This window comes from Streptomyces sp. Y309, assembly GCF_056712025.1.
The window spans coordinates 6,530,704-6,555,013 of the sequence record NZ_CM160048.1 but is presented as its reverse complement, the minus strand read 5'-3'; the positions used below and the strand labels follow the sequence as shown (position 1 = coordinate 6,555,013).

At 72.9% G+C, this 24,310-nt stretch carries 21 protein-coding genes and 1 riboswitch; of the genes, 10 read left to right on the top strand and 11 right to left on the bottom strand.

Features of this window, described 5'->3' with window-relative positions:
• Positions 1–48: 48 nt before the first annotated feature.
• Genes AC0KTA_RS27030 through AC0KTA_RS27020 form a run of 3 tightly spaced genes read right to left on the bottom strand, consistent with a single transcriptional unit; the run spans position 49 to position 3,669 of the window.
• A complete protein-coding gene (locus AC0KTA_RS27030; RefSeq protein WP_481050812.1) occupies positions 49–837 on the bottom strand; it encodes a hypothetical protein in 789 nt (262 codons plus the stop codon).
• Positions 824–2,413, bottom strand: a complete 1,590-nt coding sequence (locus AC0KTA_RS27025; RefSeq protein ID WP_481050811.1) for a vWA domain-containing protein — start codon at positions 2,411–2,413, stop codon at positions 824–826. Before AC0KTA_RS27025 ends, AC0KTA_RS27030 begins: the two co-directional genes overlap by 14 nt.
• Positions 2,410–3,669 carry a hypothetical protein gene (locus AC0KTA_RS27020; protein WP_481050810.1) on the bottom strand — a complete coding sequence of 420 codons (1,260 nt, stop codon included), beginning with the start codon at positions 3,667–3,669 and terminating at the stop codon, positions 2,410–2,412. Before AC0KTA_RS27020 ends, AC0KTA_RS27025 begins: the two co-directional genes overlap by 4 nt.
• A 441-nt stretch (positions 3,670–4,110) precedes the next feature.
• Here AC0KTA_RS27020 and AC0KTA_RS27015 point away from each other — a divergent pair, with 441 nt between their 5' ends.
• Positions 4,111–4,440 carry a hypothetical protein gene (locus AC0KTA_RS27015; RefSeq protein ID WP_481050809.1) on the top strand — a complete coding sequence of 110 codons (330 nt, stop codon included), beginning with the start codon at positions 4,111–4,113 and terminating at the stop codon, positions 4,438–4,440.
• Positions 4,441–4,525: 85 nt separating this feature from the next.
• Here the strand turns inward: AC0KTA_RS27015 and AC0KTA_RS27010 are convergent, their stop codons facing one another.
• From AC0KTA_RS27010 to AC0KTA_RS27000, 3 genes are read right to left on the bottom strand one after another with little or no spacing between them, the layout of a single operon-like run.
• Positions 4,526–5,599 (bottom strand): prenyltransferase/squalene oxidase repeat-containing protein, encoded by a 1,074-nt coding sequence (locus tag AC0KTA_RS27010; RefSeq protein ID WP_481050808.1) that lies wholly within the window; start codon positions 5,597–5,599, stop codon positions 4,526–4,528.
• Positions 5,596–6,360, bottom strand: a complete 765-nt coding sequence (locus AC0KTA_RS27005) for a class I SAM-dependent methyltransferase (RefSeq protein ID WP_481050807.1) — start codon at positions 6,358–6,360, stop codon at positions 5,596–5,598. Before AC0KTA_RS27005 ends, AC0KTA_RS27010 begins: the two co-directional genes overlap by 4 nt.
• Complete coding sequence (locus AC0KTA_RS27000; protein ID WP_481050806.1) at positions 6,354–7,952, bottom strand: glycosyltransferase family 4 protein; 1,599 nt, start codon at positions 7,950–7,952, stop codon at positions 6,354–6,356. Before AC0KTA_RS27000 ends, AC0KTA_RS27005 begins: the two co-directional genes overlap by 7 nt.
• A gap of 261 nt (positions 7,953–8,213) precedes the next feature.
• On the opposite strand from AC0KTA_RS27000, the gene AC0KTA_RS26995 reads away from it, so the two are divergent.
• On the top strand, positions 8,214–8,852 hold the full coding sequence (locus tag AC0KTA_RS26995; RefSeq protein ID WP_481050805.1) for a TetR family transcriptional regulator: 639 nt from the start codon (positions 8,214–8,216) through the stop codon (positions 8,850–8,852).
• A gap of 33 nt (positions 8,853–8,885) precedes the next feature.
• On the opposite strand, the gene AC0KTA_RS26990 is transcribed toward AC0KTA_RS26995, so the two are convergent.
• Positions 8,886–9,119 carry a ferredoxin gene (locus tag AC0KTA_RS26990; protein ID WP_481050804.1) on the bottom strand — a complete coding sequence of 78 codons (234 nt, stop codon included), beginning with the start codon at positions 9,117–9,119 and terminating at the stop codon, positions 8,886–8,888.
• A complete protein-coding gene (locus tag AC0KTA_RS26985; protein WP_481050803.1) occupies positions 9,119–10,612 on the bottom strand; it encodes an aldehyde dehydrogenase in 1,494 nt (497 codons plus the stop codon). The genes AC0KTA_RS26990 and AC0KTA_RS26985 overlap by 1 nt, the downstream gene beginning before the upstream one ends.
• A gap of 167 nt (positions 10,613–10,779) precedes the next feature.
• On the opposite strand from AC0KTA_RS26985, the gene AC0KTA_RS26980 reads away from it, so the two are divergent.
• Positions 10,780–11,838, top strand: coding sequence for an MBL fold metallo-hydrolase (locus AC0KTA_RS26980; RefSeq protein WP_481050802.1), 1,059 nt, complete (start codon positions 10,780–10,782; stop codon positions 11,836–11,838).
• 13 nt (positions 11,839–11,851) lie between these two features.
• Here AC0KTA_RS26980 and AC0KTA_RS26975 read toward each other — a convergent pair whose 3' ends face one another.
• Positions 11,852–12,721 (bottom strand): SDR family oxidoreductase, encoded by an 870-nt coding sequence (locus tag AC0KTA_RS26975; RefSeq protein ID WP_481050801.1) that lies wholly within the window; start codon positions 12,719–12,721, stop codon positions 11,852–11,854.
• 151 nt (positions 12,722–12,872) lie between these two features.
• Positions 12,873–13,022: riboswitch (cobalamin riboswitch) on the top strand.
• A 100-nt stretch (positions 13,023–13,122) separates the two neighbouring features.
• Between AC0KTA_RS26975 and AC0KTA_RS26970 the strand changes: the two genes are divergently transcribed.
• From AC0KTA_RS26970 to AC0KTA_RS26945, 6 genes are all read left to right on the top strand, one after another.
• Positions 13,123–14,361 (top strand): prenyltransferase/squalene oxidase repeat-containing protein, encoded by a 1,239-nt coding sequence (locus AC0KTA_RS26970; RefSeq protein WP_481050800.1) that lies wholly within the window; start codon positions 13,123–13,125, stop codon positions 14,359–14,361.
• Complete coding sequence (locus tag AC0KTA_RS26965; protein ID WP_481050799.1) at positions 14,358–15,050, top strand: SCO2322 family protein; 693 nt, start codon at positions 14,358–14,360, stop codon at positions 15,048–15,050. The genes AC0KTA_RS26970 and AC0KTA_RS26965 overlap by 4 nt, the downstream gene beginning before the upstream one ends.
• 22 nt (positions 15,051–15,072) lie before the next feature.
• Positions 15,073–16,263, top strand: coding sequence for an energy-coupling factor transporter transmembrane component T (locus AC0KTA_RS26960; protein WP_481056577.1), 1,191 nt, complete (start codon positions 15,073–15,075; stop codon positions 16,261–16,263).
• 2 nt (positions 16,264–16,265) lie between these two features.
• A complete protein-coding gene (locus AC0KTA_RS26955; protein ID WP_481056576.1) occupies positions 16,266–18,143 on the top strand; it encodes an ABC transporter ATP-binding protein in 1,878 nt (625 codons plus the stop codon).
• Positions 18,144–18,228: 85 nt separating this feature from the next.
• Entirely contained in the window at positions 18,229–19,053 is an 825-nt protein-coding gene (locus AC0KTA_RS26950; RefSeq protein ID WP_481050798.1) for an ECF transporter S component, read from the top strand.
• A gap of 347 nt (positions 19,054–19,400) precedes the next feature.
• Positions 19,401–19,820 (top strand): aggregation-promoting factor C-terminal-like domain-containing protein, encoded by a 420-nt coding sequence (locus AC0KTA_RS26945; RefSeq protein ID WP_481050797.1) that lies wholly within the window; start codon positions 19,401–19,403, stop codon positions 19,818–19,820.
• Between the two features lie 290 nt (positions 19,821–20,110).
• On the opposite strand, the gene AC0KTA_RS26940 is transcribed toward AC0KTA_RS26945, so the two are convergent.
• Positions 20,111–21,460: an alpha/beta hydrolase family protein gene (locus AC0KTA_RS26940; protein ID WP_481050796.1), complete on the bottom strand. Its 1,350-nt coding sequence runs from the start codon at positions 21,458–21,460 to the stop codon at positions 20,111–20,113.
• 123 nt (positions 21,461–21,583) lie between these two features.
• Complete coding sequence (locus AC0KTA_RS26935) at positions 21,584–22,753, bottom strand: steroid 3-ketoacyl-CoA thiolase (RefSeq protein WP_481050795.1); 1,170 nt, start codon at positions 22,751–22,753, stop codon at positions 21,584–21,586.
• A 246-nt stretch (positions 22,754–22,999) separates the two neighbouring features.
• Between AC0KTA_RS26935 and AC0KTA_RS26930 the strand changes: the two genes are divergently transcribed.
• Positions 23,000–24,244, top strand: coding sequence for a cytochrome P450 (locus AC0KTA_RS26930; protein WP_481050794.1), 1,245 nt, complete (start codon positions 23,000–23,002; stop codon positions 24,242–24,244).
• Positions 24,245–24,310: the final 66 nt, after the last annotated feature.

Sequence of the window (24,310 nt, the reverse complement as noted above, 5' to 3'; positions counted from 1 at the left end):
ACCTCAAGACGTAGGCGTACGTCCACTCATCGCCGTACGAACGAAGACTCAGCGGAAGATCGCCACCGCGTCCAGCGTCAGCTCCCCCGCCGCCCGGTTCCAGGTGCGGACCTTGCCCAGGCAGCGGGCCTGGAACTCGCCGCTGAAGTAGTCGTCCTCGTGCAGGAACTCCTCGCGGATGCCGTCGGCGGCGCAGGTGATGCGGACGTGGGCGGGCGGGTCGCCGGTGCCGTAGCGGGCGCGCAGGACGACCTCGTCGCCGCCGACGCGGCGGGCCGTGAAGCGGCCGGTCACGGAGACGAACTCGGACATGACGGCGCTCAGCGCGACCCGGTCGTCGTCGCTGTCGCGCAGCGCGTCGGCGAGGGAGCGGTTGGGGACGAGCCGGCCGGTGGTGAGGTCGGCGTGCACGACGGCGTCCTCGCGGCGCATCGTGTCCATGAGCAGGCCGATGACGGTGATCGGGGTGTTCTGCTGTACGTAGGTGGTGAAGCGTTCCTTCGTCACGTCCCGGTGGGCCTTGCCGCCCGCCGCGCCGGTGACCTTCGCCCACAGCCCGAAGCCGGACGTCACGTTCGTACGGTCGGCCACCTCCTGTTCCAGGGCGGCCGAGAAGCCGCCCGTCTGGTAGAGGTCCATGACGCGCTGTTCGTGCAGGTAGAAGCACATGCCGTGGAAGGTGCGGCGGCGCCGTGCCGCACGCCGGTGCCCCGGTCGCCCGAACGCCCACCGCAGGACGGCGTACCGCATGAGCACGCCCACGCACACCGCCGTGGCCAGCCAGACCGTCATCCACGGCCACCACAGGTCCCACCACTTGCCGTCAACGACACCCACGGATCTCCTTGAACGCCTGGGAGAGGGAAGAGGAGTTGGCGTCCACCACGCGCCCGCCGGTCGCGTCGGCGGCGCGGCGCAGCGCCTCGGCGTCGGCCTCGCCGAAGTGGACGGGGAAGGTGGGCACCGCCCGCGCGGCGCCCCCGAGCCGGGCGTGCCGCCGGGTGAACTCCCCGTACGACATCCCCGCGTTGTTCTCGCCGTCCGTCATCAGCACGATGGAGAGCGGTCGGCCGGGGTGTTCGGCGACGGCGTCGGCCGCGATGTCGTAGCCGCGCCCGAGAGCCGACCACACGGCGGTGTCGTCACCGAACCCACCCTTTCCCACAAAGGAGTTGAGGTCCTTCAGATCCCCGTCCCCCCGCACGGTCACGGTGCGTTCCTGAAGTACCCGGCCCGCGAACCGCACCACCGTCAGCCGCTCACCCCGGTAGAAGCGGGCGAACTTGCCCGCCGCCGTCGGGTCCGCGCCGCTCAGGCCGGCGAACGCCGCGCGCAGGTCCGCCATCCGCCGCCCCCGCATCGACGTCGAGAAGTCGAGCAGGAAGACGACATGGTCACCCGCCCCCGCGCGACCGCTGCCGGTGCTGCCGTAGTTCTCCATCAGCCGCTGGACGACGGCCAGTTGGTCGGGGTACGAGAGCGCGTTGCCGATCTCCGCGCGCAGCTTCGCGGGCCGGGGCACGTCCTGGCCGACGGGCCGCCGCCAGGTCCGCTCCATCAGCTTCTTCTGTACGTCGTCGCGGCGCAGCCAGTCGACGGCCTTGCGGTACGCCTTGTGCTCGCCGGCGTCGAGCAGCATCAGCGGGAAGTCGGACAGGACCATGCCGTCCTGGGGATGGACGATCTCCAGGGGCTGCTCGATCTTCCCGCTCGCGTTCAGGGTGAGCAGCTCCGACTCGTGCGCGATGAGCGCGTCGGCGGTGCTCTGACGGCGTACGTAGGTGTCGATCAGCTCGCGGGAACTGGCGCCGGTGAGGGTCTGGCCGGAGCGGAAGCCGCGCAGCCGGTCGCAGGACACGTCCTGGGTGCGCAGCGCGCCGCCGGTGCCCGCGGCCGCGGTGGCCACGCCCACCAGCGCGGCGCGGCCGGTGTCGCTGCGCCGCGGGTCGGCCATGCCGAAGCGCAGGGTGCCGTCGGCGGCGGCGTCGGCGATGTCCGCCCAGGAGAGACGGCCGCCGGGGACGCCGCGGCGCAGCCGGTCCGCGACGGGGCGGGTCAGGCCCACGACCACCGGCGAGCGCATGATCGCCGTGGACTCGGGCCGGGCGGCCCGCTCCCCCCGCTCCTGGAGGCGCAGCAGATACGAGCGGTCGGAGGCGGGCCAGGCGAGGTCGTAGGAGCCGAGCGGCCCGGAGAGGTCGGCGGTGGCCTTGTAGTCCAGCTTCAGCTCGACGCCGGTGTCGTCCTCGAGCTCCTTCAACAGCGGTTCCACGTCGGCCAGTTCGGGGCTGGCGAGGACGCGCAGCGTGCGGTGCTCCTTGTCCTTGGTGCAGGCGGTGAGGGTGGTGGCGGCGAGCGCGGTGGCGAGGAGCAGGCACAGCGCGAGGACTCGCTCCTGGCGGCGCGGGCTCACTCTTCGTCGCCCTGTCCCGCGGGCGGGCAGGAGCCCACGTGATCGATGATCCGCTCCAGCGCGTTCAAGTCGGGGGCGTCCACCTTCGTCTGGTCCGGGTTCGGCGTCGGCACCTGCACCTCGTGCTCCCGCAGGTACGCGTTCAGCTGCTCGCTCGTCCCGTCCTCGCCGGAGAACCGGACCCGGAAGCCCAGCTCAATGGCGCGCCTGCGCAACGCAGGATCGGACTCCATGAGGGCGGTGAGGCGGTCGCCCCGCTCGCCGAGGGAGATGAGTTCGGGCTCGGTGAGGGCGTGCGGCGACGGGTAGAGCAGGACGCGCCTGCTGTCCTGCTCGCCATGCTTCTTCTGGTGGTCCACCTGGTGCTTGAGGAACTGGTGCTCGTAGATGAGCGAGACCGGCGCGATGGACTCGCCCTCGTCGGAGAAGTAGCTGTCGGCCTGCTCGTCGGCCGCCATGCCCTGGAGGTTGATCAGCGGCTTGACCCGCTGGGCGACGTCGAGGACCGGGTCGGCCGCCGGGCCGCCCGCCGGCCTATGCCGCCCGCGCTCCGTACCCGGCGCCTGATTGCCGTTCTTCACGAACGCGAGAATGCTCAAGTACGTGCCCGCCGAGTTGGATTCGCAGACGCTGGAGGTGCGGACGAGGACGCGGCCGGCGTTGCTGCGTCTTGAGTGATCGCCGAAGTGGATCCCGTTCCAGGTCTTCTGAGCCTCGATCAGCTCCAGGAACTTCTTCATGTCGAGGTCGTAGTACAGCGTCTCGCCGCCGCCCGGCGCCTTCTGCGGACGCGCCACGCCCGCCGCCACCAGCGTCTTCGCGTAATCCCTGAACGTACCGAGCACCAGCGGCGTCACGAACGGCCGCGCCGTGCGCACCGAGCGCTGCTGCTGCCGCATGATCAGCTTCGCCGCGGGCTGGCCCGACGGGAACACCACGTCCATGCCGCGCAGCGACTGGGTGGCGATGCCGCGTGAGCCGAGGCGGTGTATCTCCACCTTGATCCCGCGCTTCAGCAGCAGCCGCTGGACCTCCGAGTCCTTGAAGTAGTCCGACTTCGACGCCATCTTGCCGTCGATCGTCGTGATCCGCTCGAAGGGGCGCAGGGCGTTGCCCGACACGAGCAGCGCGAGGAGGCCCGCGAGGGCCAGGGGCATGGCCGCCATGACGTGGCGGGGGTAGCGGGGGCGGCGGCGGGTGGGGCCCCGGGTGGTCAGGCGGGGTTCTTCGGTGGGGGGTCTGCTGTCTTCTGGCACCGGGGGCTCCTGCCTGTGGCGGGGGCAGGAGCATCAACGACGGCGGCGACATTCGGCCTGCGGAGGGGGGAACTCCGTGTGAAGCAGGGGGGAATGACGGGGGGTCAGGTGCGGGGGTGTGGGCCCTGCCGGGAGGCTCCCCAATCCCACCCCTTCCCGTAACCAGGGGGCTGCCGCCCCCTGGACCCCCGCTATCGCCGCTTCGCGGCTCGTCCTCAAACGCCGGACGGGCTGAAACCCAGCCGCACCGGCGAAGTATTCAGCCCCTCCGGCGTTTGAGGAGCGGGGGTCCGGGGGCAGGGCCCCCGGCAGGGCCCCCGGCAGGGCCACCGCCTCACCCCTTCGCCAGCTCCCCCGCAGCTTGGACGGCAGGTGCCGCCCCCACCCCGAGGCCAGGCCCCCTACGGGTTTCGACCGACCGCGGCCCGGTACCCGCCCCTCATGTCCCCCCGACACCTACGAGGCACCACCAAAAGCACCACCAGCGGCACCACCAAAGGCGGTGACGGTGCGGCGAAGGTCATCGTGCTCGTCGCGGACGTGATGGCCGTCATCCTTGTGCTTTGGATCCTGATGGACCTGCTCGACGCGAACCGCGGCAACGACCTGGTGCAGGTCGTGCAGGACGCGGCCCGGTGGCTGGCGGGCTGGTCGCACGACCTGTTCACGTTCGACGAGCGGTGGGCCCGCGTCGTCGCCGGTTACGGGCTCGCGGCGGTCGTGTACGCCGTCGTGGGCCACCTCGTCGCGGGCCGCCTGCGCCGGCACTGACGCGCACGCGGCCCGCACACCAACCAGCACATCGACCCGCTCACCGGTCCGCACACCAACCCGATACGCGGCCCGGCACGCAGTGCTACACGCAGCAGTCCGGGTCCAGCCCCGACGGCAGCTCCGCCCCCGAGAACACCCCGCACGTCGCCTCGTCCCCGCCGAGCGCCGCCACCGCGAGCAGCAGCGACCCCGCGGTCCAGGTGGTGAGTTCCACGGGCCAGATCGCGGCGTCTTCGAAGACGTAACCCGTCCAGTACAGGCCGGACTCGGGGTCGCGCAGGTGCTGGATGGACTTGAGGATGTCCAGGGCCCGGTCGGACTCGCCCAACGCCCAGAGCGCCAGGGCGAGTTCGGCGCTCTCACCGCCCGTCACCCACGGGTTGGGGTGCACACAGCGGACGCCGAGGCCGGGGACGACGAAGCGGTCCCAGCCCTCCTCTATGCGGGACTTGGCCTCCGGTCCGGTGAGCGCGCCGCCGAGGACGGGGTAGTACCAGTCCATCGAGTAGCGGTCCTTGTCGAGGAAGCGCTCGGGGTGGCGGCGTATCGCGTGCGCGAGGGCGCCCGTCGCCAGCTCCCAGTCCGGCTGCGGGTCGTCGCGCAGCTCCGCGAGGGCGAGCGCGCAGCGCAGCGCCTGGTGGATCGAGGAGCAGCCGGTGAGGAGCGCGTCCCGCACGGGGGTGCCGTCGGGCTCGCGCTTCCAGCCGATCTGGCCGCCGGGCTGCTGGAGGTCCAGGACGAATTCGACGGCGCCGACGACGACCGGCCACATGCGGTCGAGGAACGCCTCGTCGCCGGTGCTCAGGTAGTGGTGCCAGACGCCGACGGCGACGTACGCGCAGAAGTTGGTCTCGCGGCCGCGGTCGGTGACGGCGTCCGCGTCGCCGTCGGCGTACGCCGCGTACCAGGAGCCGTCCGGGTTCTGGTGCCGGGCCAGCCACTCGTAGGCCCGGGCGGCGGCCGCGTGCTCGCCGGAGGCGTCCAGGGCCATGGCGGCCTCGGTGTGGTCCCACGGGTCGAGGTGGTGGCCGCGGAACCACGGGATCGCGCCGTCCTCGCGCTGCACCGCGAGGATGCCGCGGACCGTCGCGGTCGCCTGATCGGCCGTCAGAACGCCCGGCAGGACCAGGTGTTCGGTGCGCTCGGGAATCGTCACACCCCGGCCTTCGGGTCAATATCCGCGACGGGGGCGGCCGTGCGGGGCAGGTGCGGCTTCGTCGCGTACGCCACGAAGCTCTTGCCGATCAGCGGGTTGAGGGCCTGCTCGGCGACCTTCGTCGCCAGCGGCTTCTTCATGATGTCCCAGACCAGGAGCTTGTGGTACGCCCGCACGGGCAGCGCCTTGTCGTTGTCGACGCCGAACGCGCACTTCAGCCACCAGTACGGGGAGTGCAGCGCGTGCGCGTGGTGCGTGCCGTAGGGCTTCAGGCCCGACTCCCGCATCTTCGTGAGGAGTTCGTCCGCCCGGTAGATGCGGATGTGGCCGCCCTCGACCTCGTGGTACGCGTCGCTGAGCGCCCAGCACACCTTCTCCGGGCCGTAGCGCGGGACGGTGACGGCGATGCGGCCGCCCGGCCTGAGCACGCGGACCATCTCCGCGAGTACGCCCTTGTCGTCGGGGATGTGCTCCATCACCTCGGAGATGATCACGACGTCGAACGACTCGTCCGGGAAGGGGAGGTTGAGCGCGTCGCCCTCCATCGCGGTGGCCGTCGCGCCCGCCGGCGCCTCACCCGCCTCCTTCATCGCCGCGAACCACTTGGCGACCTCGCGGATCTCCTCGCCGTTCTGGTCGAGGGCGACCACCTGGGCGCCGCGCCGGTAGCACTCGAAGGCGTGCCGCCCGGCCCCGCAGCCCAGATCGAGGACACGGTCCCCGGGCGCCAGCGGGAAACGGGTGAAGTCGACGGTCAGCACGGGGTCCTGCTTCCTTCGGGCGTGGGCGCCAGGGCGGGGGGCTCGGGGGTGGTGTGCGCGGGGGTGGTGTGGCCGAGGGCGGACGCGGAGTTCTCGGCGGTGGCCGTCGGATTCTCGGGGCCGGACGTGAGACCGGGGTTCTGTTGGGCCGCGGAGCGGTCGGAGCCAGGGGTCGCGGAGCGACCGGGAATCCCAGGCGCGGAGCGGCCGAGGCCTCGGGCCGCGGAGCGGCCGGAAGAACCGCGGCCCGCGGAGCGGGCCATGGCCTCGCGGTACTGGGCCACCGTGCCCTCCGCCGCGCGGGCCCAGGTGAACCTGGCCAGGACCCGCGCGCGGCCCGCCGCGCCGAGCCGGGCCCGGAGCGCGGGGTCACCCAGGAGCCGGTTGAGGCCGGCGGCGAGTGCTTCCGGGTCGCCGGGCGGGACGGCCAGGCACGTCTCGCCGTCGGCCCCGGCGACCTCCGGGATGGCGCCGCCGGTCGTGGCGAGCAGCGGCGTACCCGTCGCCATGGCCTCCGCGGCGGGCAGTGAGAACCCTTCGTACAGAGAGGGCACGCAGGCGATCTGCGCGGAGCGGACGAGGTCGACGAGCTCCTCGTCGGTGATGCCCTTGACGAAGTCGACGGCGCCGCCGAGTCCGTACCGCTCGATGGCCGCGGCGACCGGGCCGTCCTCGGCGCGCTTGCCGACGACGACGAGGTGCGCGGCGGGGTTCTCCGTACGGACCTTCGCGAGCGCCTCGACGAGGTGGACGAGGCCCTTCAGCGGGACGTCGGCGCTGGACGTCGTCACGATCCGCCCTGCCACCTCGGCGACCGAGGGGTCCGGCGAGAAGAGGTCCGTGTCGGCGCCGATGTGGACGACGTTGATCCGGTCCGGCCGGACGCCGAGGTGGTCGACGATCTCCTGACGCGACGTACCGGAGACCGTGACGACGGACGGCAGGCGGCGCGCCACCCGCCTCTGCATCCGCGTGAACGCGTACCACCGGCGCACGGACGCCCGCCGCTTCCAGTCCGGCGCGGCGTCCAGCTCCAGGCGGCGGTCGACGGTGATGGGGTGGTGGATGGTCGTGACCAGCGGCGCGCCCAGGTCGCCGAGGAGGCCGTAGCCGAGCGTCTGGTTGTCGTGCACCACGTCGAAGTCGCCGCGCCGGGCGCGCAGATGGCGGCGCGCCCGCAGGCTGAAGGTGACGGGTTCGGGGAAGCCGCCGGTCCACATCGTGGCCACTTCGAGGGCGTCGATCCAGTCGCGGTACTCGTCGCGCCTCGGGGTGCGGAAGGGGTCCGGGGAGCGGTAGAGGTCCAGGCTCGGCAGCTCGGTCAGGCTCAGCCCGCGCAGGTCCTCGCCCTCGTCGAGCACGGGATACGGCTGGGCGCCGATGACCTCGACGCGGTGGCCGAGCCGGACCAGCTCGCGGGAGAGATGCCGTACGTAGACACCCTGGCCGCCGCAGAACGGGTTCCCTTTGTACGTGAGGAGCGCGATGCGCAGCGGACGGCCGCCGTCGGCCGCCGCACCGGTCGGCGGCTCCGGCGACGTGCCCGGCACCGCCCCCGGAAGGGGACCCGCCTCCATGGCCTCAGCGGTCACTCTGGCCCCCTTCTGCCTTCAGTTGTCCGCGAGATTACGCCGGGACGGTAATCTAGAACAAGTTTCAGACTTGTTCCTGTGATGATCGCCCTTGATCGCCGGACCCGGTCGAATCTACCGGCAGGTAGCCAGGCCGGAAGGCCAGGATCAGGTGATTCGCGCCACGACGGCCGTCCTGCCATGCTGTGCGGTCTCGATGGACGGGATCGGGACGCGGGACGGACCACTGACGGCTGACGGGACTGGCGGGGCGACGGGACTATGACAGCTGACGCGAAGGCGGCCGGAGCGGGCACGGCACATCCGGCCGCGCCGCCCCTCACCGAGCGCCAGGAGGCGCGCCGCCGCCGCATCCTGCACGCCAGTGCCCAACTGGCCAGCCGCGGCGGCTTCGACGCCGTCCAGATGCGGGAGGTCGCCGAGGCCGCCGGCGTCGCCCTCGGCACGCTCTACCGCTATTTCCCGTCGAAGGTGCACCTGCTGGTCGCGACCATGCAGGACCAGCTGCAGCACATGCACACCACCCTGCGCAAGCGGCCCCCGGCCGGGGAGACCCCCGCCGAGCGGGTCGCCGAGACGCTGATGCGGGCCTTCCGCGCGCTGCAGCGCGAGCCGCACCTGGCGGACGCGATGGTGCGCGCCCTGACCTTCGCCGACCGGTCGGTGAGCCCGGAAGTGGACACCGTCTCGCGGCTCACCACGGCGATCATCCTGGACGCCATGGGCCTGGAGGGCCAGCCCACCCCCGCGCAGCTCTCCGCGGTGCGGGTCATCGAGCACACCTGGCACTCCGCGCTGATCACCTGGCTGTCGGGGCGCGCCTCGATCGCCCAGGTCAAGATCGACATCGAGATGGTGTGCCGGCTGATCGACCTGACGGCGCCCGCGCAGGAGGCTTAAGGACCGTCGCCCTCCGTCCTCAGTCCCCAGCCCTCAGTCCTCCGGCGGAAACACCACTTCCCCGCTGCCGAGCAGAGTGATCGTGATGGCTTCGACGGGGCAGCTCTCGGCCGCCTCCAGGGTCTCCTCGGCGGCGTCCGTCTCGGGCCGCTTGGGACGCGACTGGCGTGCGGAGTCGAGCTCGAAGGCGTCCGGCGCGGCGCTCACACACATCCCGGAGCCGATGCACACCGACCGGTCGACCTCGACGTGCCAACGATCGCCCATCAGGCGCCGCCCCCTTCGCCCGCGCTCTCCGCGCCGCCCGGCTCGTACCCGACCGGCAGATGGATCATCTTGTGCTCGAAGTACTCACCGTACCCCTCGGGCCCGAACTCCCGCCCGAGACCTGAGTCTTTGTAGCCGCCGAAGGGCCCGAGCATGTCGAGACTGAAGGTGTTCACGGAGTACGTCCCGGTCCGCACCCGGCGCGCCACGCCGAGGCCGCGTTCGACGTCGCCGGTCCACACGCTGCCGCTGAGCCCGTAGTCGGAGTCGTTGGCGATGCGTACGGCCTCGTCCTCGTCGCCGTACGGGAGCAGGCAGATGACGGGGCCGAAGATCTCCTCGCGGGCGATGCGCATGGAGTTGTCGACGCCGCCGAACAGCGTGGGCTCCACGTACCAGCCCTGGTCGAGTCCGGCCGGACGGCCGCCCCCGGCAAGGATCTTGGCGCCTTCCTCCTGCCCGATCCGTATGTAGTCGAGCGACCGCCGCTGCTGCCGCTTGGCCACCAGCGGGCCGAGTTCGGTCTCCGGATCCATCGGGTCGCCGACCTTCAGGGCGGACGCGGCGGCGGCGAAGGCGTCGGCGAACTCGTCGTAGCGCGAGCGCGGGACGAGGATGCGGGTCTGGGCCACGCACGCCTGCCCGTTGATCATCCACGCGAAGGGCACGATGCCGGCCACGGCGCCCGCCGCGTCGGCGTCCGGCAGGATCACGGCGGCCGACTTGCCGCCGAGTTCCAGGGTGACGCGGGTGAGGTTGCGCGCGCAGACCTCCATGACGCGTTTGCCCGCGGCGACGGAGCCGGTGAAGGAGACCTTGTCGACGCCCGGATGCCCGACCAGGTACTCACTGACCTCCCGGTCGGCCGAGATGATGGAGAGCACCCCTTCCGGCAGCCCGGCCTCCGCGGCGATCTCGGCGAGTATGTAGGCGTCGAGCGGCGCCTCGGGGGAGGTCTTCAGGACCACGGGGCACCCGGCGAGCAGCGCGGGCGCGAGCTTGGCGGCGGCGGTGAACTGCGGAACGTTCCACGGCACGACGGCCGCGACGACGCCGACGGGCTCACGCCGCACGAGAATCTTCCCGAGCACCCCGTCCCGCGCCTCTTCGTACGTGAAGTTCCGCGCCGTCGTGATCGCCGCGTCCCACACCATCATCGCGGAGAGCGCCTGCACCATCACGGACGCCGTGAACGGGGTCCCGTTCTCGGAGCTGATGACGCGCGCGATCTCCTCGTGCCGCGCGGCGATCCCGTCCTTGATCTTCGCGACGACCTCGATCCGCTCCGCGAGTGTCACCCGCGGCCAGGGCCCCTCGTCGAACGCCTTCCGCGCGGCGGCGACGGCCCGGTCCACATCAGCGGGCGCGGCGTGCGGCACCCGCGCGAACACCTCGCCGGTGTGCGGCGAGACGACCTCGATGACATCCCTGCCCAGCGGGTCCGCCAACTCCCCGCCGATGAACAGCTGTCCGTGTTCCACGAGCTCGGTCATGGCTGACTGCCTCCTGCGGGACGCGTGTCGTTCCGGCACCGGTTCCTGACGCTGTTTCAGAACTGATATCAGTTCTAGTTATAGTGAGCAATGACCGTGCACCCACCCCGAGTTGAGGCGGGCCGCGCGGTGCGACGACGGGTGTCCGGCGGCGAGCGGGGGAAGCGATGACTCAGGCGAGCGGCACCGGGACCATCGCGCACGGGGGTGGAGTGTGGAGCATTCGTGTGCCCATTCCGGACAACCCGCTCGGGTACACCCTTGTGCATCTTCTCGACACCGGTCGGGGTGCCGTTCTCGTCGACACCGGGTGGGACGATCCCGCCTCGTGGGACACGCTCGTCGCCGGGCTCGCCGCGTGCGGGGTCGGAGTCGGGGACGTACACGGGGTGTTGGTGACGCATCACCATCCCGACCATCACGGGCTCTCCGCCAAGGTGCGGGAAGCTTCCGGGGCGTGGATCGCGATGCATGAGGCCGACGCCGACGTCGTGCGGCGCACGCGTGAGCACGCGCCCGAGCGGTGGTACGGGTACATGGCCGACAAGCTCGCCGCCGCGGGCGCGCCCGCGGCGCACGTGGCGCCGCTGCTCGCCGCCCGCGACGCGGGCCGCACCCCGAGGCTCCCCGGCCTCGCCCCCGCCCTGCCCGACCGGACCATCACCCCCGGCGAGCTCGTCCCGCTCGCGGGCCGGCGCCTGCGCGCGATCTGGACGCCGGGGCACACCCCCGGCCACGTCTGCCTGCATCTGGAGGAGGACCATCCGGCGGGGCGCGACGGACACGGGCGGCTCTTCTCCGGCGATCATCTGCTGCCCGGCATCACCCCGCACATCGGGCTCTACGAGGACCCGGACGACGCCACCGTCACCGACCCCCTCGGTGACTATCTGGACTCCCTGGAGCGGGTCGGGCGGCTCGGTGTCGCCGAGGTTCTTCCTGCTCATCAGCACGCCTTCACCGAAGCCCGGCCCCGCGTACGGGAGTTGCTCGACCATCACGAGGAGCGGCTCGCACAGCTGCTCACGCTGCTCGGTGAGCCGCGCACGCCCTGGCAGCTCGCCGAGCGCATGGAGTGGAACAGGCCCTGGGCCGACATCCCCTACGGCTCACGGAACATCGCGGTGTCGGAGGCGGAGGCCCACCTGCGGCGGCTTGTGAAGCTGGGGCGCGCGGAGGCCGTGCCGGGGAGTGATCCGGTCGTGTACGTGGCGTACGCCGCCTAGGCGGCCCGCGTCGTCACCAGCCCTCGTCCCCCCGCAGCACCGCGTCCGCTCCCCCGTCGATGAACACCACCTGGCCCGTGACGTGGGTGTTCTCCGGCGACGTCAGGTGGTCGATCAGCGGGGCGATCTGTTCCGGGTCCGCGTAGCCGTGCAGCGGCATCGGGACGGACGCGTCGGTGAGCGCGTGCAGTTCCGGGTCTTCGAGCAGGGGGCGGCTGAGCGGGGTGCGGACGATGCCGGGCGCGATCGCGTTGAGCGGGATGCCGGCGCCCGCCCAGGCGTCGGTGACCGCGGCCCGCCGCACCCAGCGGACCAGCGCCCGCTTCGCGGAGGCGTACACGAGCTGTTCCTCGCCGCGGTCGACGGCGGCCCGCGCGGCGGCGACGGCCGCCACCTCGTCGTCCGCGAGCACCGCGGCGACGATCGCCGGATCGGTCTCGTGCACGGCGGCCAGCGACGCCACGGCGAGCGCCCGCGGGTCCCGGCCCGCCGCGAGCAGCGGCCGCAGGCCCGCCAGCGTGGCGATGGCGCCGAAGCCGTTCACGCGCACGGCCACCGGGTCGAACAGGCCGACCCCCGCGCACGCCACCACCGCGTCCAGGCGGCCGCCGCCCAGCTCGGCGGCCCCCTCCACGAGCAGGGCCCGCCCCTCGGCGGTGGCCAGGTCGGCCTGGATCGCGGCGTACGCGGTGTCCCCGGCGTATCCGGTGTAGCCCGCGTCCTTGATCTCCGCGATGTCGGCGCCGATGACGCGGTGGCCCTGAGCGGCGAGGCGGCGCGCGACAGCCCGGCCGATGCCGGATGCCGCGCCGGTGACGAGACAGGTGCGGGCGCCGTCCCGCCGTCCCGGCCCCTCGGTACGTTCCGTCTCCGCACCCGCCATGCGTGCCCCCTCGGCTCCCGTGCCCCGGCCCAACTCCCGTGCCCCGGGGCCCAGGCCAACGTACGCCCGCCCGCACCGGCCTGCCAGACCGCGCCGGGGCGGCGGGGCGGGGCCGGGGGCACCCGGTGCCGGGCCCGAGGGGGCGGGATACGGGCCGGTAGAGTGGGCGGGTCGTCATCATGCGCGTACGAGGGGAAGCCGGTGGAAATCCGGCGCTGACCCGCAGCCGTGATCCGCACCTGGGTGCGGTAAGCCGGATTGCCTCGTACGCCGCATGACCGGCTCGCGTCATCGGCACGTGCCGATGGCCGGCACCGTCGAGGTATACGGAGCCCGAGCCGCCCGGTGCCCGTGCGTGCCGTGCCGCCCGGCTCCCCACAGGGAGAGGCACCCGCCGCATCATGAACGTTCGCCGCAGCGCAGCTGCCCTGGCCGTGGCCGTCGCCCTCGGCACCGCCACCGCCCCGGCCGCCCTCGCCGACGACGCGCCGCCGTCGGCGGATGCGACCGGGGGACCGCTGCCGTCCGGTCTGTACGGCAAGAAGGACCCGCAGTTCGACGGCGTGTTCCGGCAGTCGTACGCGCTGCTCGCGCAGAAGACCGTGGGCGTCACCCCGGCCGCGAAGGCCGTCGACTGGCTCACCGGCCAGCAGTGCGCGAGCGGCGGCTTCGCCGCGTACCGCGCGGACGCGACCGAGCCGTGCGGGTCCAAGACGCAGGTCGACTCGAACTCCACCGCCGCCGCGATCCAGGCGCTGCACTCCCTCGGCAACGAGTCGAACGCGGTGAAGAAGGGCCTCGACTGGCTGAAGTCCGTCCAGAACCAGGACGGCGGCTGGGGCTACAACCCGGGCCTGCCCAGCGACGCCAACTCCACCGGCATCGTGATCGGCGCGCTCGCCGCGGTCGGCGAGAAGCCCGCGTCCGTGAAGTCCCAGAAGGGCAAGTCGCCGCTCGACGCGCTGCCGAAGCTCGCCATGGACTGCGGCAAGGACGGCGGCGCGTTCGGCCTCGCCGACGCCAAGTCCGGCAAGCTCGCGCCGAACGCCGACGCCACCGCGGCCGGCGTGCTCGGCGGCCTCGGCCAGGGCCTCGTACCGGCGAAGGGGAAGACGGCCGGCTCCGCGCCGAAGTGCGCGAAGCCGGACACCGCCGAGCAGGCCGCCCGGAACGGCACCGGCTACCTGCTGCAGTCCCTCGCCAAGACCGGCCACCTCACCTCCTCCATGCCCGGCGCCAAGGACCAGCCGGACGTCGGCAACACCGCCGACGCGGTGGTCGCGCTCGCCGCCGCGGGACAGCAGGAGCAGGCGAAGAAGTCGGCCGAGTGGCTGTCGAAGAACTCCGCCGCCTGGGCCAAGGACAGCGGGCCCGCCGCCTACTCCCAGCTCGTCTTCGCGGCCCTCGCCGCGGACATGGACGTACGCGACTTCGGCGGCGCCGACCTCGTCAAGCAGCTGAACGCGCAGGGCCCGAAGCCCAAGGCCGTCGCGGAGGCCACCGCCGGGGCCAAGGAGAAGGACAAGGACCAGGACGACGGTTCCGGCGTCAGCATCTGGTGGATCGTCGGCGTCGGCCTGGTCGCGGGCGCGGGCATCGGCTTCCTGCTCAGCGGCCGCAAGAAGAAGAACCAGCTGTGAGCCGGCGCCACCCGGGGCGCGGCCGCCTCACGGTGGCCGCCCCGCTCACCGCGCTCCTGGCCCTGCTGGCCGGCGCGCTCCTCGCCGCGGGCCCCGCCCACGCCTCCGACTACCGCTACTGGTCGTTCTGGCAGCAGGGCAAGGACGGCTCGTGGGTGTACGCGACGCAGGGGCCCTCCATCGCCCGGCCCGACGACGGCGACGTGGAGGGCTTCCGGTTCGCCGTGTCCGCCAACTCCGGCAGCGCCGAGAAGCCGCGCGGCACGGCCGACTTCGACGCGATCTGCGCGAAGACTCCCGCCGAGGACGGCCGCAAGCGGGTCGCCGTCGTCATCGACTTCGGCACGCCGGCCGACGCCCCCGGCGGCGAGACGCCCCCGAAGCCGCGCACCGCGTGCGCGCGGATCGACTCCGGCGCCACCACCGCCGACGCGCTCGCCGCCGTCGCCGAGCCGCTGCGCTACAACAACGACGCGCTGCTGTGCGCCATCGCCGACTACCCGAAGAGAGGCTGCGGCGAGCAGGTCTCCGGCAAGGACAAGGAGAAGGGCGGCAAGGCGGGCGAGGAGTCGGGCACGAAGGACTCGGGCGACGACGGCGGTCCCTCCGTCGGACTGCTCGCCGGAGTCGCGGCGATCGTCGCGCTCGGTGCCGCCGCCGTCTGGCAGGCCCGCCGCCGCCGTGGCTGACCCGGGCCCCGACCGGCACACCGTGGCTGCCCCGGCGGCCCGCGGCCGGCAGTTCCCGCGGCGCCGCCTCGCGCCGTGGGCGCACCGCTCCAACGCCCTGCACCCGGGCGCCTGGTGGCTGTGGGCGCTCGGCCTGGCCACGGCCGCGTCCCGCACCACCAACCCGCTGCTCATCGGGCTGCTCATCGGCGTCGCCGGGTACGTCGTCGCGGCCCGCCGCACGTCCGCGCCCTGGGCCCGGTCCTACGGCGCGTTCGTGAAGCTGGCCCTCGTCGTCATCGGCATCCGGCTCGTCTTCGCGATCGTGCTCGGCTCGCCGATCCCCGGTACGCACCTCATCGTGACGCTGCCCGAAGTCCCGCTGCCCGACTGGGCGCGGGGCGTGCGCATCGGCGGCCGGGTCACCGCGGAGGGCGTGGTGTTCGCGCTGTACGACGGCGTGCGCCTGGCCGGGCTGCTGATCTGCGTCGGCGCCGCCAACGCCCTCGCCAGCCCGGCCCGGCTGCTGAAGTCCCTTCCTGGCGCGCTGTACGAGGTCGGGGTGGCCGTCGTCGTCGCGATGACGTTCGCGCCGAACCTGATCGCCGACGTCCAGCGGCTGCGCGCGGCCCGGCGGCTGCGCGGGCGCCCGGACAAGGGGATGCGCGGGCTGCTCCAGGTCGGCCTGCCGGTCCTGGAGGGCGCCCTTGAGCGGTCCGTCGCGCTGGCCGCCGCGATGGACGCGCGCGGCTTCGGCCGCACCGCCGCCGTGCCCGCGCGGGTGCGCAGGACGACGGCGGTCCTGACACTCGGCGGGCTCATGGGCGTCTGCGCGGGTACGTACGGGCTGCTCACCGCGGACGGCACGACGTACGGCCTGCCCGTGCTCGGCGCCGGACTCGCCGCCGCGCTCGGCGGCCTGTGGCTCGGCGGGCGGCGCTCGGTGCGCACCCGCTACCGGCCGGACCGGTGGGGCGTGCGGGCCTGGCTGGTCGCCGGGTCCGGGGCCGCCGTCGCGGCCGCGATGATCGCCGCGAACTCCTCCGCCTGGGAGTCCCTGCACCCAGGTGTCGTCCCGCTGGTCGCGCCCGCGCTGCCGCTGCTGCCCGCGGCGGCGGTCCTGATCGGGCTCCTCCCGGCGTTCGTGGCGCCGGTGCCGCCGCCCGCCGAGGCCCCAGAACCCGCGCGCCCCGCCAAGCCGCTCCGCATGACCGCCAAGGAGAACACCTCATGACCATGATCCGGTTCGAGGACGTCTCCGTACGGTACGAGGGGGCCGCCGGGCCCACCGTCCGGGGCGTCGACCTGGCCGTCCCCGAGGGCGAGTTGGTACTGCTCGTCGGTCCTTCCGGGGTCGGCAAGTCGACCCTGCTCGGTACGGTCAGCGGGCTCGTGCCGCACTTCACGGGCGGCACGCTGCGCGGCCGGGTGACCGTCGCGGGCCGCGACACCCGCACGCACAAGCCGCGCGAACTGGCCGACGTCGTCGGCACCGTGGGCCAGGACCCGCTCGCCCACTTCGTCACGGACACCGTCGAGGACGAGCTGGCGTACGGCATGGAGTCGCTCGGCCTCGCGCCGGACGTGATGCGCCGCCGCGTCGAGGAGACCCTGGACCTGCTCGGCCTCGCGGACCTCCGGGACCGCCCCATCACCACCCTCTCCGGCGGCCAGCAGCAGCGCGTGGCCATCGGCTCCGTCCTCACCCCGCACCCGCGCGTCCTGGTCCTGGACGAGCCGACGTCCGCCCTCGACCCGGCCGCCGCGGAAGAGGTCCTCGCCGTCCTGCAACGCCTGGTCCACGACCTCGGCACGACCGTCCTCATGGCCGAGCACCGCCTGGAGCGCGTCGTGCAGTACGCCGACCAGGTCCTCCTCCTCGCCGCCCCCGGCGAGCCGCCACTCCTCGGCGACCCGGCCGAGGTGATGGCCGTCTCCCCGGTGTACCCGCCGGTCGTCGACCTGGGCCGCCTCGCGGGCGCGACACCGCTGCCACTGACGGTGCGGGACGCGCGGCGGCGGACGGCGGGGCTGCGGGAGCGGTTGGCGGGGGTGGCGCCCGAGGGGGTGGCGCCCGAGGGGGTGCCTGGGGGCGGGCTGCGTGCCGGGGTGCCCGGGGACGGGCTGTCCGCCGCGGAGCCGGAGCCTCGTCCGGCCGCGGCCGACACCACGCCCGCGTCCGGGCGTACCTCCCGGTGGTGGCGCGTCGGCGGGAAGGGCCGGGGCAGTGGCCCGGAGGTCACGGCATCGGGTGCCGGGAGTCCCGGGGCCACGAAGCCGGGGGCGGCCGCACGGGCTGGTGTGTCCGCCGCGCAGGTCGCCGCCCAGGCCGCCGCGCAAGCCGCCCCGCACTTCGCCGCGCGGGTCGGCGGGCTTGCCGTGCGCCGGGGCCGGGTCGAGGCCTTGCGCCGGGTCGACCTCACCGTCTCCCCCGGTGAGACCGTCGCGCTGATGGGGCGCAATGGCGCGGGCAAGTCCACCTTGCTGTCCACCCTGGTCGGGCTGCTCGCGCCGGCCTCGGGGACGGTGCGGGTCGGCGGTGCGGTGCCGCACCGGATGGCGCCGCGCGAACTGATCCGGCACGTCGGCCTCGTACCGCAGGAGCCGCGCGATCTGCTGTACGCGGACACGGTGGCGGCGGAGTGCGCGGCCGCCGACCGCGACGCGGACGCGGCGCCGGGGACCTGCCGGGACCTGGTCGCCGAGCTGCTGCCCGGCATCGCGGACGACACGCACCCCCGCGACCTGTCCGAGGGCCAGCGCCTCGCCCTCGCCCTCGCGATCGTCCTGGCCGCGCGCCCGCCCCTGCTCCTGCTGGACGAGCCGACCCGCGGCCTGGACTACGCGGCCAAGGCCCGCCTGGTCACGATCCTGCGCGGCCTCGCGGCCGAGGGCCACGCGATCGTCCTTGCCACGCACGACGTGGAACTGGCCGCCGAGCTGGCCCACCGGGTGGTGATCCTCGCCGAGGGCGAGGTGGTGGCCGACGGCCCGACGGCGGACGTCGTGGTGTCGTCCCCGTCGTTCGCCCCGCAGGTCACCAAGGTCCTCGCCCCGCAGCGGTGGCTCACGGTGACGCAGGTACGGCGGGCACTGGAGGCAGCCGGTGAGTAGCGCCCCAAAGGGGCGCGGGGCGGGACATGATGCGGCTCCGCCGCGTGGGCGCGCCCAGCCAGAAGCGACCTGCAGCGAACAGCCGATGCGACAGGGCGAGCAGGTACGCCCCGTTCGGCTGGGGCGTCGGTCCATCGCCGCACTGGCCCTGGTGAGTGCCGTCGGGGCCGTCGCGTTCGGGTGGCCACTGCTCGCGGGCGGCGAGTCCTCGCTGAGTGCGCACGCGCGGGACGCGCCCTGGCTGTTCGCCGCGCTGCTGCCGCTGCTGCTCGGAGTGGTCGTGGCGACGATCGCCGACGTCGGCCTGGACGCGAAGGCGATCGCGATGCTCGGGGTGCTCGCCGCGGCGGGCGCGGCGCTGCGGCCGCTGGGCGCGGGCACGGCCGGGATCGAGCCGATGTTCTTCCTGATGGTGCTGAGCGGGCGGGTGCTCGGGCCGGGGTTCGGCTTCGTGCTCGGCTCGGTGTCGATGTTCGCGTCCGCGCTGCTCACCGGCGGGGTCGGGCCCTGGATGCCGTTCCAGATGCTGGCCATGGGGTGGGTGTGCATGGGGGCGGGCCTGCTGCCGGGCCCCGACACCCTGCGCGGCCGGCGCGAGCTGTACGTCCTCGGGGCGTACGGAGCGGTCTCCTCCGTCCTCTACGGCACCGTGATGAACCTCCAGGGCTGGCCCTACATCGGCGGGCTCGCCACCGGCGTCTCCTTTGTCCCCGGCGACCCGGTCGGCGAGAACCTCGGCCGTTTCATCGCGTACTGCCTGGCCACCTCCCTCGGCTGGGACCTGCCGCGCGCCGTCGTCACGGTCGTCCTCAGCCTGGCGCTCGGCCCGGCCGTCCTGAAGGCGCTGCGCCGGGCCACACGGCGGGCCGCGTTCGAGACGCCGGTCACATTCGAGCCGCCGCGCCGGTGAGCGGTGTTGGGCGTTCCGTGATGAAACAGGTGGGTTGTCCGTGAGGCGGCCCACAGGACTTTGGTCCTCTACTACCCGGGGCCGGAGCCGCATCACCTTGGCGCGTGCACGCCAATCGGCGCGCTGACCTGGGGATTGAGAGCCAGGTCACACGGGGGACCTCCGGTCCGGGTGCGAGTGCCACTAGTAAGAGGGGTCATTGCGGCGGCGTAACAGCCCTGCTTCTCTGGACGAGTCGCACGGCGCCGACGAGCCCACCCGGGCCTCGGCGCCGAGGCATTCCCCCCACGGTCCGCGTGACCACGGCATGCCCGCGACCGCCCCGTTCCCCACCGGAAGGTTCCTCTGTGTCCGTCTCCATCCTCCGCCGCATCGCTTCCCCGAAGAAGGCCCTCGCCACCGGCGCCGTCGCGGCTGCCGCCACCGGCATGGTCTTCGCTGCGGCCCCCGCCCAGGCCGCTCCGGCGGCCGCGACCTCCGACTCGGCCAAGGCCGTGGCGCAGCGGATGATCGCGGACGACGCGCAGTTCCAGTGCTTCGACCGCATCGTCTCCCACGAGAGCGGCTGGGACGTCAACGCCAAGAACGCCTCCTCCGGCGCGTACGGCCTGGTCCAGGCCCTGCCCGGCTCCAAGATGGCCTCCGCCGGCGCCGACTGGCAGACCAACCCCGAGACTCAGATCGAGTGGGGCACCAAGTACATGAAGGACCGCTACGGCAGCCCGTGCGGCGCGTGGGACTTCTGGCAGGCGAACGGCTGGTACTGAGCCTGGCCCCTGGGCCTTGAGCAGTAACGCCTTGAGCAGCGACAAAGGGCGGCACCCCCGACGGGGTGCCGCCCTCGTCGTGCTCCCCCCCGTCCGCCGCGCCCTTGATCGCGCTTCGCGCTCGTCCTCAAACGCCGGACGGGCTTTATCCCCCTCCCAGCGCGGGCCAGCGAATCGCGCTTCGCGCTCGTCCTCAAGCGCCGGACGGGCTTTATTTGGGCGGGCTTGATCCCCCCCAGCGCGCCCCTGCGAATCGCGCTTCGCGCTCGTCCTCAATCGCCGGACGGGCTTTATTTTGCCGCGAACCACCTCGCGATCCTCGGCGCCGCCAGCCGCACCGTGCCGTGGTGGTCCACCGCGCCCTGGTTCCGGACCGAGGCCCGTGACCCGTGCTCGGCCAGTTGGTCCGCGCAGCTGTGCGCGTTGCCGATCGGTACGTCGGTGTCGGCCGTGCCCGCGTACAGCCGTACCGGCACGGTGGGCTTCCACTTGCAGACGCCGTCGTTGGCGGTGATGACGTCGCGCAGCACGCCCGTCGGGTGCTTGAGCTCTTCGTAGAAGGCGGGGGTGACCAGCTCGCGGACCGAGCCGGGCAGCTCCTTCACCACGTCCTCCTCGTTGTGGTCGTTGTTGAAGAGCTCCTCCGCCCGATCCGCGAAGGGGCGGCGGAACACCTCGGACGGATCCTTGTACAGCGGATGCAGGCGGTTCTGCGCGACCAGGAAGTACGTGAGGTAGAAGGCGCCGCTCGTGTCGTTGACCCGGCCGTCGGTGAGCCCGGGAATTTCCTGGCCCGCGATGTCGTACGGCCCGGCGACCGGCGCGAGCGCCCGCACCCTGAAGTGCCGGTCCGCGCCCTTCGCGCCCCTCTCCAGGGCCCGGCCGAGCGCCATCGCCACCTGCCCGCCCTGCGAGAAGCCGGTCAGCCGGACGTCACCGGTGAGGAACCTGCCGAGCCGGGGCGCCGCGGTGCGCGAGGCGCGCAGCATGTCGAGCGACGCGCGGACGGACGAGGGGGTGTCCACGTACGGGTGCGTGCCCGGCCCCTCGCCCAGGCCCAGGTAGTCGGGGGCGGCGACGGCCTGGCCCGTGGCGGCGTACAGATAGGGGGTCAGCCGCGCGTAGCCCTCGGAGACCGACGGGGCGTCCTTGCGCCAGAGCGTCGTGCCATGCGTGTCGGAGACCAGCGGGAGCCGCCGCTCACCGCCCTTGGGCAGCACGAACAGGCCGGTGGCGGTGGTGGGTTGGCCCTTGGGGTCGACGGTCCGGTAGGTGAGGCGGTACGCCTTCACGCCGTACCGCACGGTGTCGGTGCGCATCCCGCCCTCCTCCTTGAGGAAGGCGGCGACCTCGGCGCGGTCCAGATCGGCGACGGGCGTGACGGAGACGAGGGTGCCGCGCGCGGTGTGCGCGCGCTGAGCCGCGTCCGAAGAGAGGGAGCCGTCGTGGCCCGTGGCAGCGAGGGCTTCGGCGGCCGGAGCGGCGGCGAGACCCGCGGCGAGGAGCACGGCGCTGACGCGGAGGGCGCGCTGACGGCGGGCGCGGCTCACGGACCCGGCGGACCCGGCGGACCCGGCGGACTCGGCCGACCCGGCGGACTCGGTGGGCTCGACGGACTCGGTGGGCTTCATCGGCTTCATGCCGTCGAACGTACGAAGCCGGGGCACCCCCGACCATCCGGCGCACCCCCGTCCCATGGTGTATCTGATGCCACCCCGCGCCGCACACCCACGCACGCCCACCGCCCGCCGCGCTCGCGCCCGTCACAACCGCTGCAGGATCGTCGCCGTAGCCACCGCGCCCCCCGCGCACATGCACACCAGCGCGAACTCCTTGTCGGCGCGCTCCAGTTCATGGAGGGCGGTGGTGAGGAGCCGCGCCCCCGTCGCGCCCACCGGATGCCCGAGGGCAATCGCACCCCCGTTGACGTTCACCCTCTCCAGGTCCTGCCCGAAGACCTGCGCCCAGCTCAGCACGACAGCCGCGAACGCCTCGTTGATCTCGACCAGATCGATGTCCTTCAGGGACATCCCCGCCTTGCCGAGCACGGCGCGCGTAGCGTCGATCGGCCCGTCGAGGTGGAAGTGCGGGTCGGCTCCGACCAGCGTCTGCGCAACGACCCGCGCCCGCGGCCGCAACCGCAGCGCCCGCGCCATCCGCTTGGAGGTCCAGAGCAGCGCCGCCGCCCCGTCGGAGATCTGCGAGGAGTTCCCGGCGGTGTGCACGGCGGTGGGCATGACGGGCTTGAGCCGGCCGAGCGCGTCCATGGACGTGTCGCGCAACCCCTCGTCGCGGTCCACGAGCCGCCACATCCCCTGCCCCGCGGCCTGCTCCGCCTCATTCGTGGGCACCTGCACGGCGAACGTCTCGCGCTTGAACCGCTCCTCGCCCCAGGCGGCCTGCGCCCGCTCCTGCGAGATGAGCCCGAGGGAGTCCACGTTCTCGCGGCTGAGCCCCCGCTTGCGGGCGATCCGCTCGGCCGCCTCGAACTGGTTGGGCAGGTCGACGTTCCACTCGTCGGGGAACGGCTTGCCGGGCCCGTGCTTGGACGCGGACCCGAGCGGCACCCGCGACATCGACTCGACCCCGCAGCTGATGCCGACGTCGATGACGCCGCCCGCGACCATGTTGGCGACCATGTGCGAGGCCTGCTGGGACGAACCGCACTGGCAGTTGACCGTTGTCGCCCCCGTCTCGTACGGCAGGCCCATCGTGAGCCACGCGGTGCGCGCCGGGTTCGCGGACTGCTCGCCGGCCTGGGTGACCGCGCCGCCGACGATCTGCTCGACGCAGTCGGCGTGGATGCCGGTGCGCCCGAGGAGTTCCCGGTAGGTCTCGCCCAGGAGATAGGCCGGATGGAGGTTGGCGAGCGCACCCCCGCGCTTGCCGATCGGGGTGCGTACGGCTTCGACGATCACAGGTTCAGCGGCCACAGGCTCGTCCTCTCCGTCCACATCACGCGGGGCGTCCCGGCATCCCGCGCGCGATAACTAGTACGCGTTCTAGTTATGTCCAACAGTCTGCTGACCCCACCCCCACCCCCGCAAGGGTCGTGCACGCACCGCCCGCACAACCGGCCCCCAAAGGGATGCCGTCACGGGCCTTGCGACTTGTAGAACCCGTTATTACGTTGCGACACATCTCCTGATGGCCCGTCAGATGAACGTCTGGAGCTGCCGATGTCCTGTCCCGCGCTGCCCGACGGGTTCGACTTCACCGATCCCGATGTGCTCCAAGACCGCGTGCCCTTCCCGGAGTTCACGCGGCTTCGGCAGTCGGAGCCGGTGCGCTGGATCGCGCAGCGGCCCGGCATCTCCGGGTTCGACGACGCCGGCTACTGGGCGGTGACCCGGCACGCGGACGTCAAGTACGTGTCCACGCACCCGGAGTTGTTCTCCTCGAACCTCAACACCGCCGTCATCCGCTTCAACGAGTCGATCAGCCGCGACCAGATCGAGGTCCAGAAGCTCATCATGCTCAACATGGACCCGCCCGAGCACACCCGGGTCCGCCAGATCGTGCAGCGCGGCTTCACCCCGCGCGCCATCCGCTCCCTGGAGGACGCGCTCCGCAGCCGCTCGCACCGGATCGTCGAGGCCGCCCTGGAGAGCGCCGACGACGACGGCTCCTTCGACTTCGTCACCCGGGTCGCCGTCGAGCTCCCGCTCCAGGCCATAGCCGAGCTCATCGGCGTACCCCAGGAGGACCGCGCCAAGATCTTCGACTGGTCCAACAAGATGGCGGCGTACGACGATCCGGAGTACGCGATCACCGAGGAGGTCGGCGCCGAGGCCGCCATGGAGATCGTGAGCTACGCGATGAACCTGGCCGCCGCCCGCAAGGAGTGCCCGGCCAAGGACATCGTCAGCCAGCTCGTGGCGGCCGAGGACGAAGGCAACCTGTCCTCCGACGAGTTCGGGTTCTTCGTCATCCTGCTGGCCGTCGCGGGCAACGAGACCACCCGCAACGCCATCACGCACGGCATGCACGCCTTCCTCACCCACCCCGACCAGTGGGAGCTGTTCAAGCGCGAGCGGCCGGTGACGACCGCCGAGGAGATCGTGCGCTGGGGCACGCCCGTGGTGGCCTTCCAGCGCACCGCGACCCAGGACACCGAACTCGGGGACGCACGGATCAAGAAGGGCGACCGCGTCGGAATCTTCTATTCCTCCGCCAATCACGATCCCGAAGTCTTCGAGAACCCCGACGTGTTCGACATCACCCGGGATCCGAACCCCCATCTCGGCTTCGGCGGCGGAGGCCCGCACTTCTGTCTCGGCAAATCCCTCGCCGTCCTCGAAATCAATCTCATCTTCAACGCCGTCGCCGAGGCGATGCCCGAACTCCGGCTCACCGGCGACCCGCGCCGGCTCCGCTCGGCCTGGCTCAACGGAGTCAAGGAACTCCAGGTCAGCACCCGCTGACCGGGCCCCACGGGAGGCAGGGGCACACCCCCTACGCCCCGCCCCTGCCTCCCCTGGCCCTGCCTC

What these genes read in the sequence shown, in the direction of transcription:
- AC0KTA_RS26940 (WP_481050796.1), bottom strand. Translation starts at nt 21,460, where the DNA reads ATGAAGCCGATGAAGCCCACCGAGTCCGTCGAGCCCACCGAGTCCGCC.
- AC0KTA_RS26970 (WP_481050800.1), top strand. Translation starts at nt 13,123, where the DNA reads ATGAACGTTCGCCGCAGCGCAGCTGCCCTGGCCGTGGCCGTCGCCCTC.
- AC0KTA_RS26990 (WP_481050804.1), bottom strand. Translation starts at nt 9,119, where the DNA reads ATGGGCGATCGTTGGCACGTCGAGGTCGACCGGTCGGTGTGCATCGGC.
- AC0KTA_RS26985 (WP_481050803.1), bottom strand. Translation starts at nt 10,612, where the DNA reads ATGACCGAGCTCGTGGAACACGGACAGCTGTTCATCGGCGGGGAGTTG.
- AC0KTA_RS27015 (WP_481050809.1), top strand. Translation starts at nt 4,111, where the DNA reads ATGTCCCCCCGACACCTACGAGGCACCACCAAAAGCACCACCAGCGGC.
- AC0KTA_RS26975 (WP_481050801.1), bottom strand. Translation starts at nt 12,721, where the DNA reads ATGGCGGGTGCGGAGACGGAACGTACCGAGGGGCCGGGACGGCGGGAC.
- AC0KTA_RS26930 (WP_481050794.1), top strand. Translation starts at nt 23,000, where the DNA reads ATGTCCTGTCCCGCGCTGCCCGACGGGTTCGACTTCACCGATCCCGAT.
- AC0KTA_RS26950 (WP_481050798.1), top strand. Translation starts at nt 18,229, where the DNA reads ATGCGACAGGGCGAGCAGGTACGCCCCGTTCGGCTGGGGCGTCGGTCC.
- AC0KTA_RS26995 (WP_481050805.1), top strand. Translation starts at nt 8,214, where the DNA reads ATGACAGCTGACGCGAAGGCGGCCGGAGCGGGCACGGCACATCCGGCC.
- AC0KTA_RS26980 (WP_481050802.1), top strand. Translation starts at nt 10,780, where the DNA reads ATGACTCAGGCGAGCGGCACCGGGACCATCGCGCACGGGGGTGGAGTG.
- AC0KTA_RS26955 (WP_481056576.1), top strand. Translation starts at nt 16,266, where the DNA reads ATGATCCGGTTCGAGGACGTCTCCGTACGGTACGAGGGGGCCGCCGGG.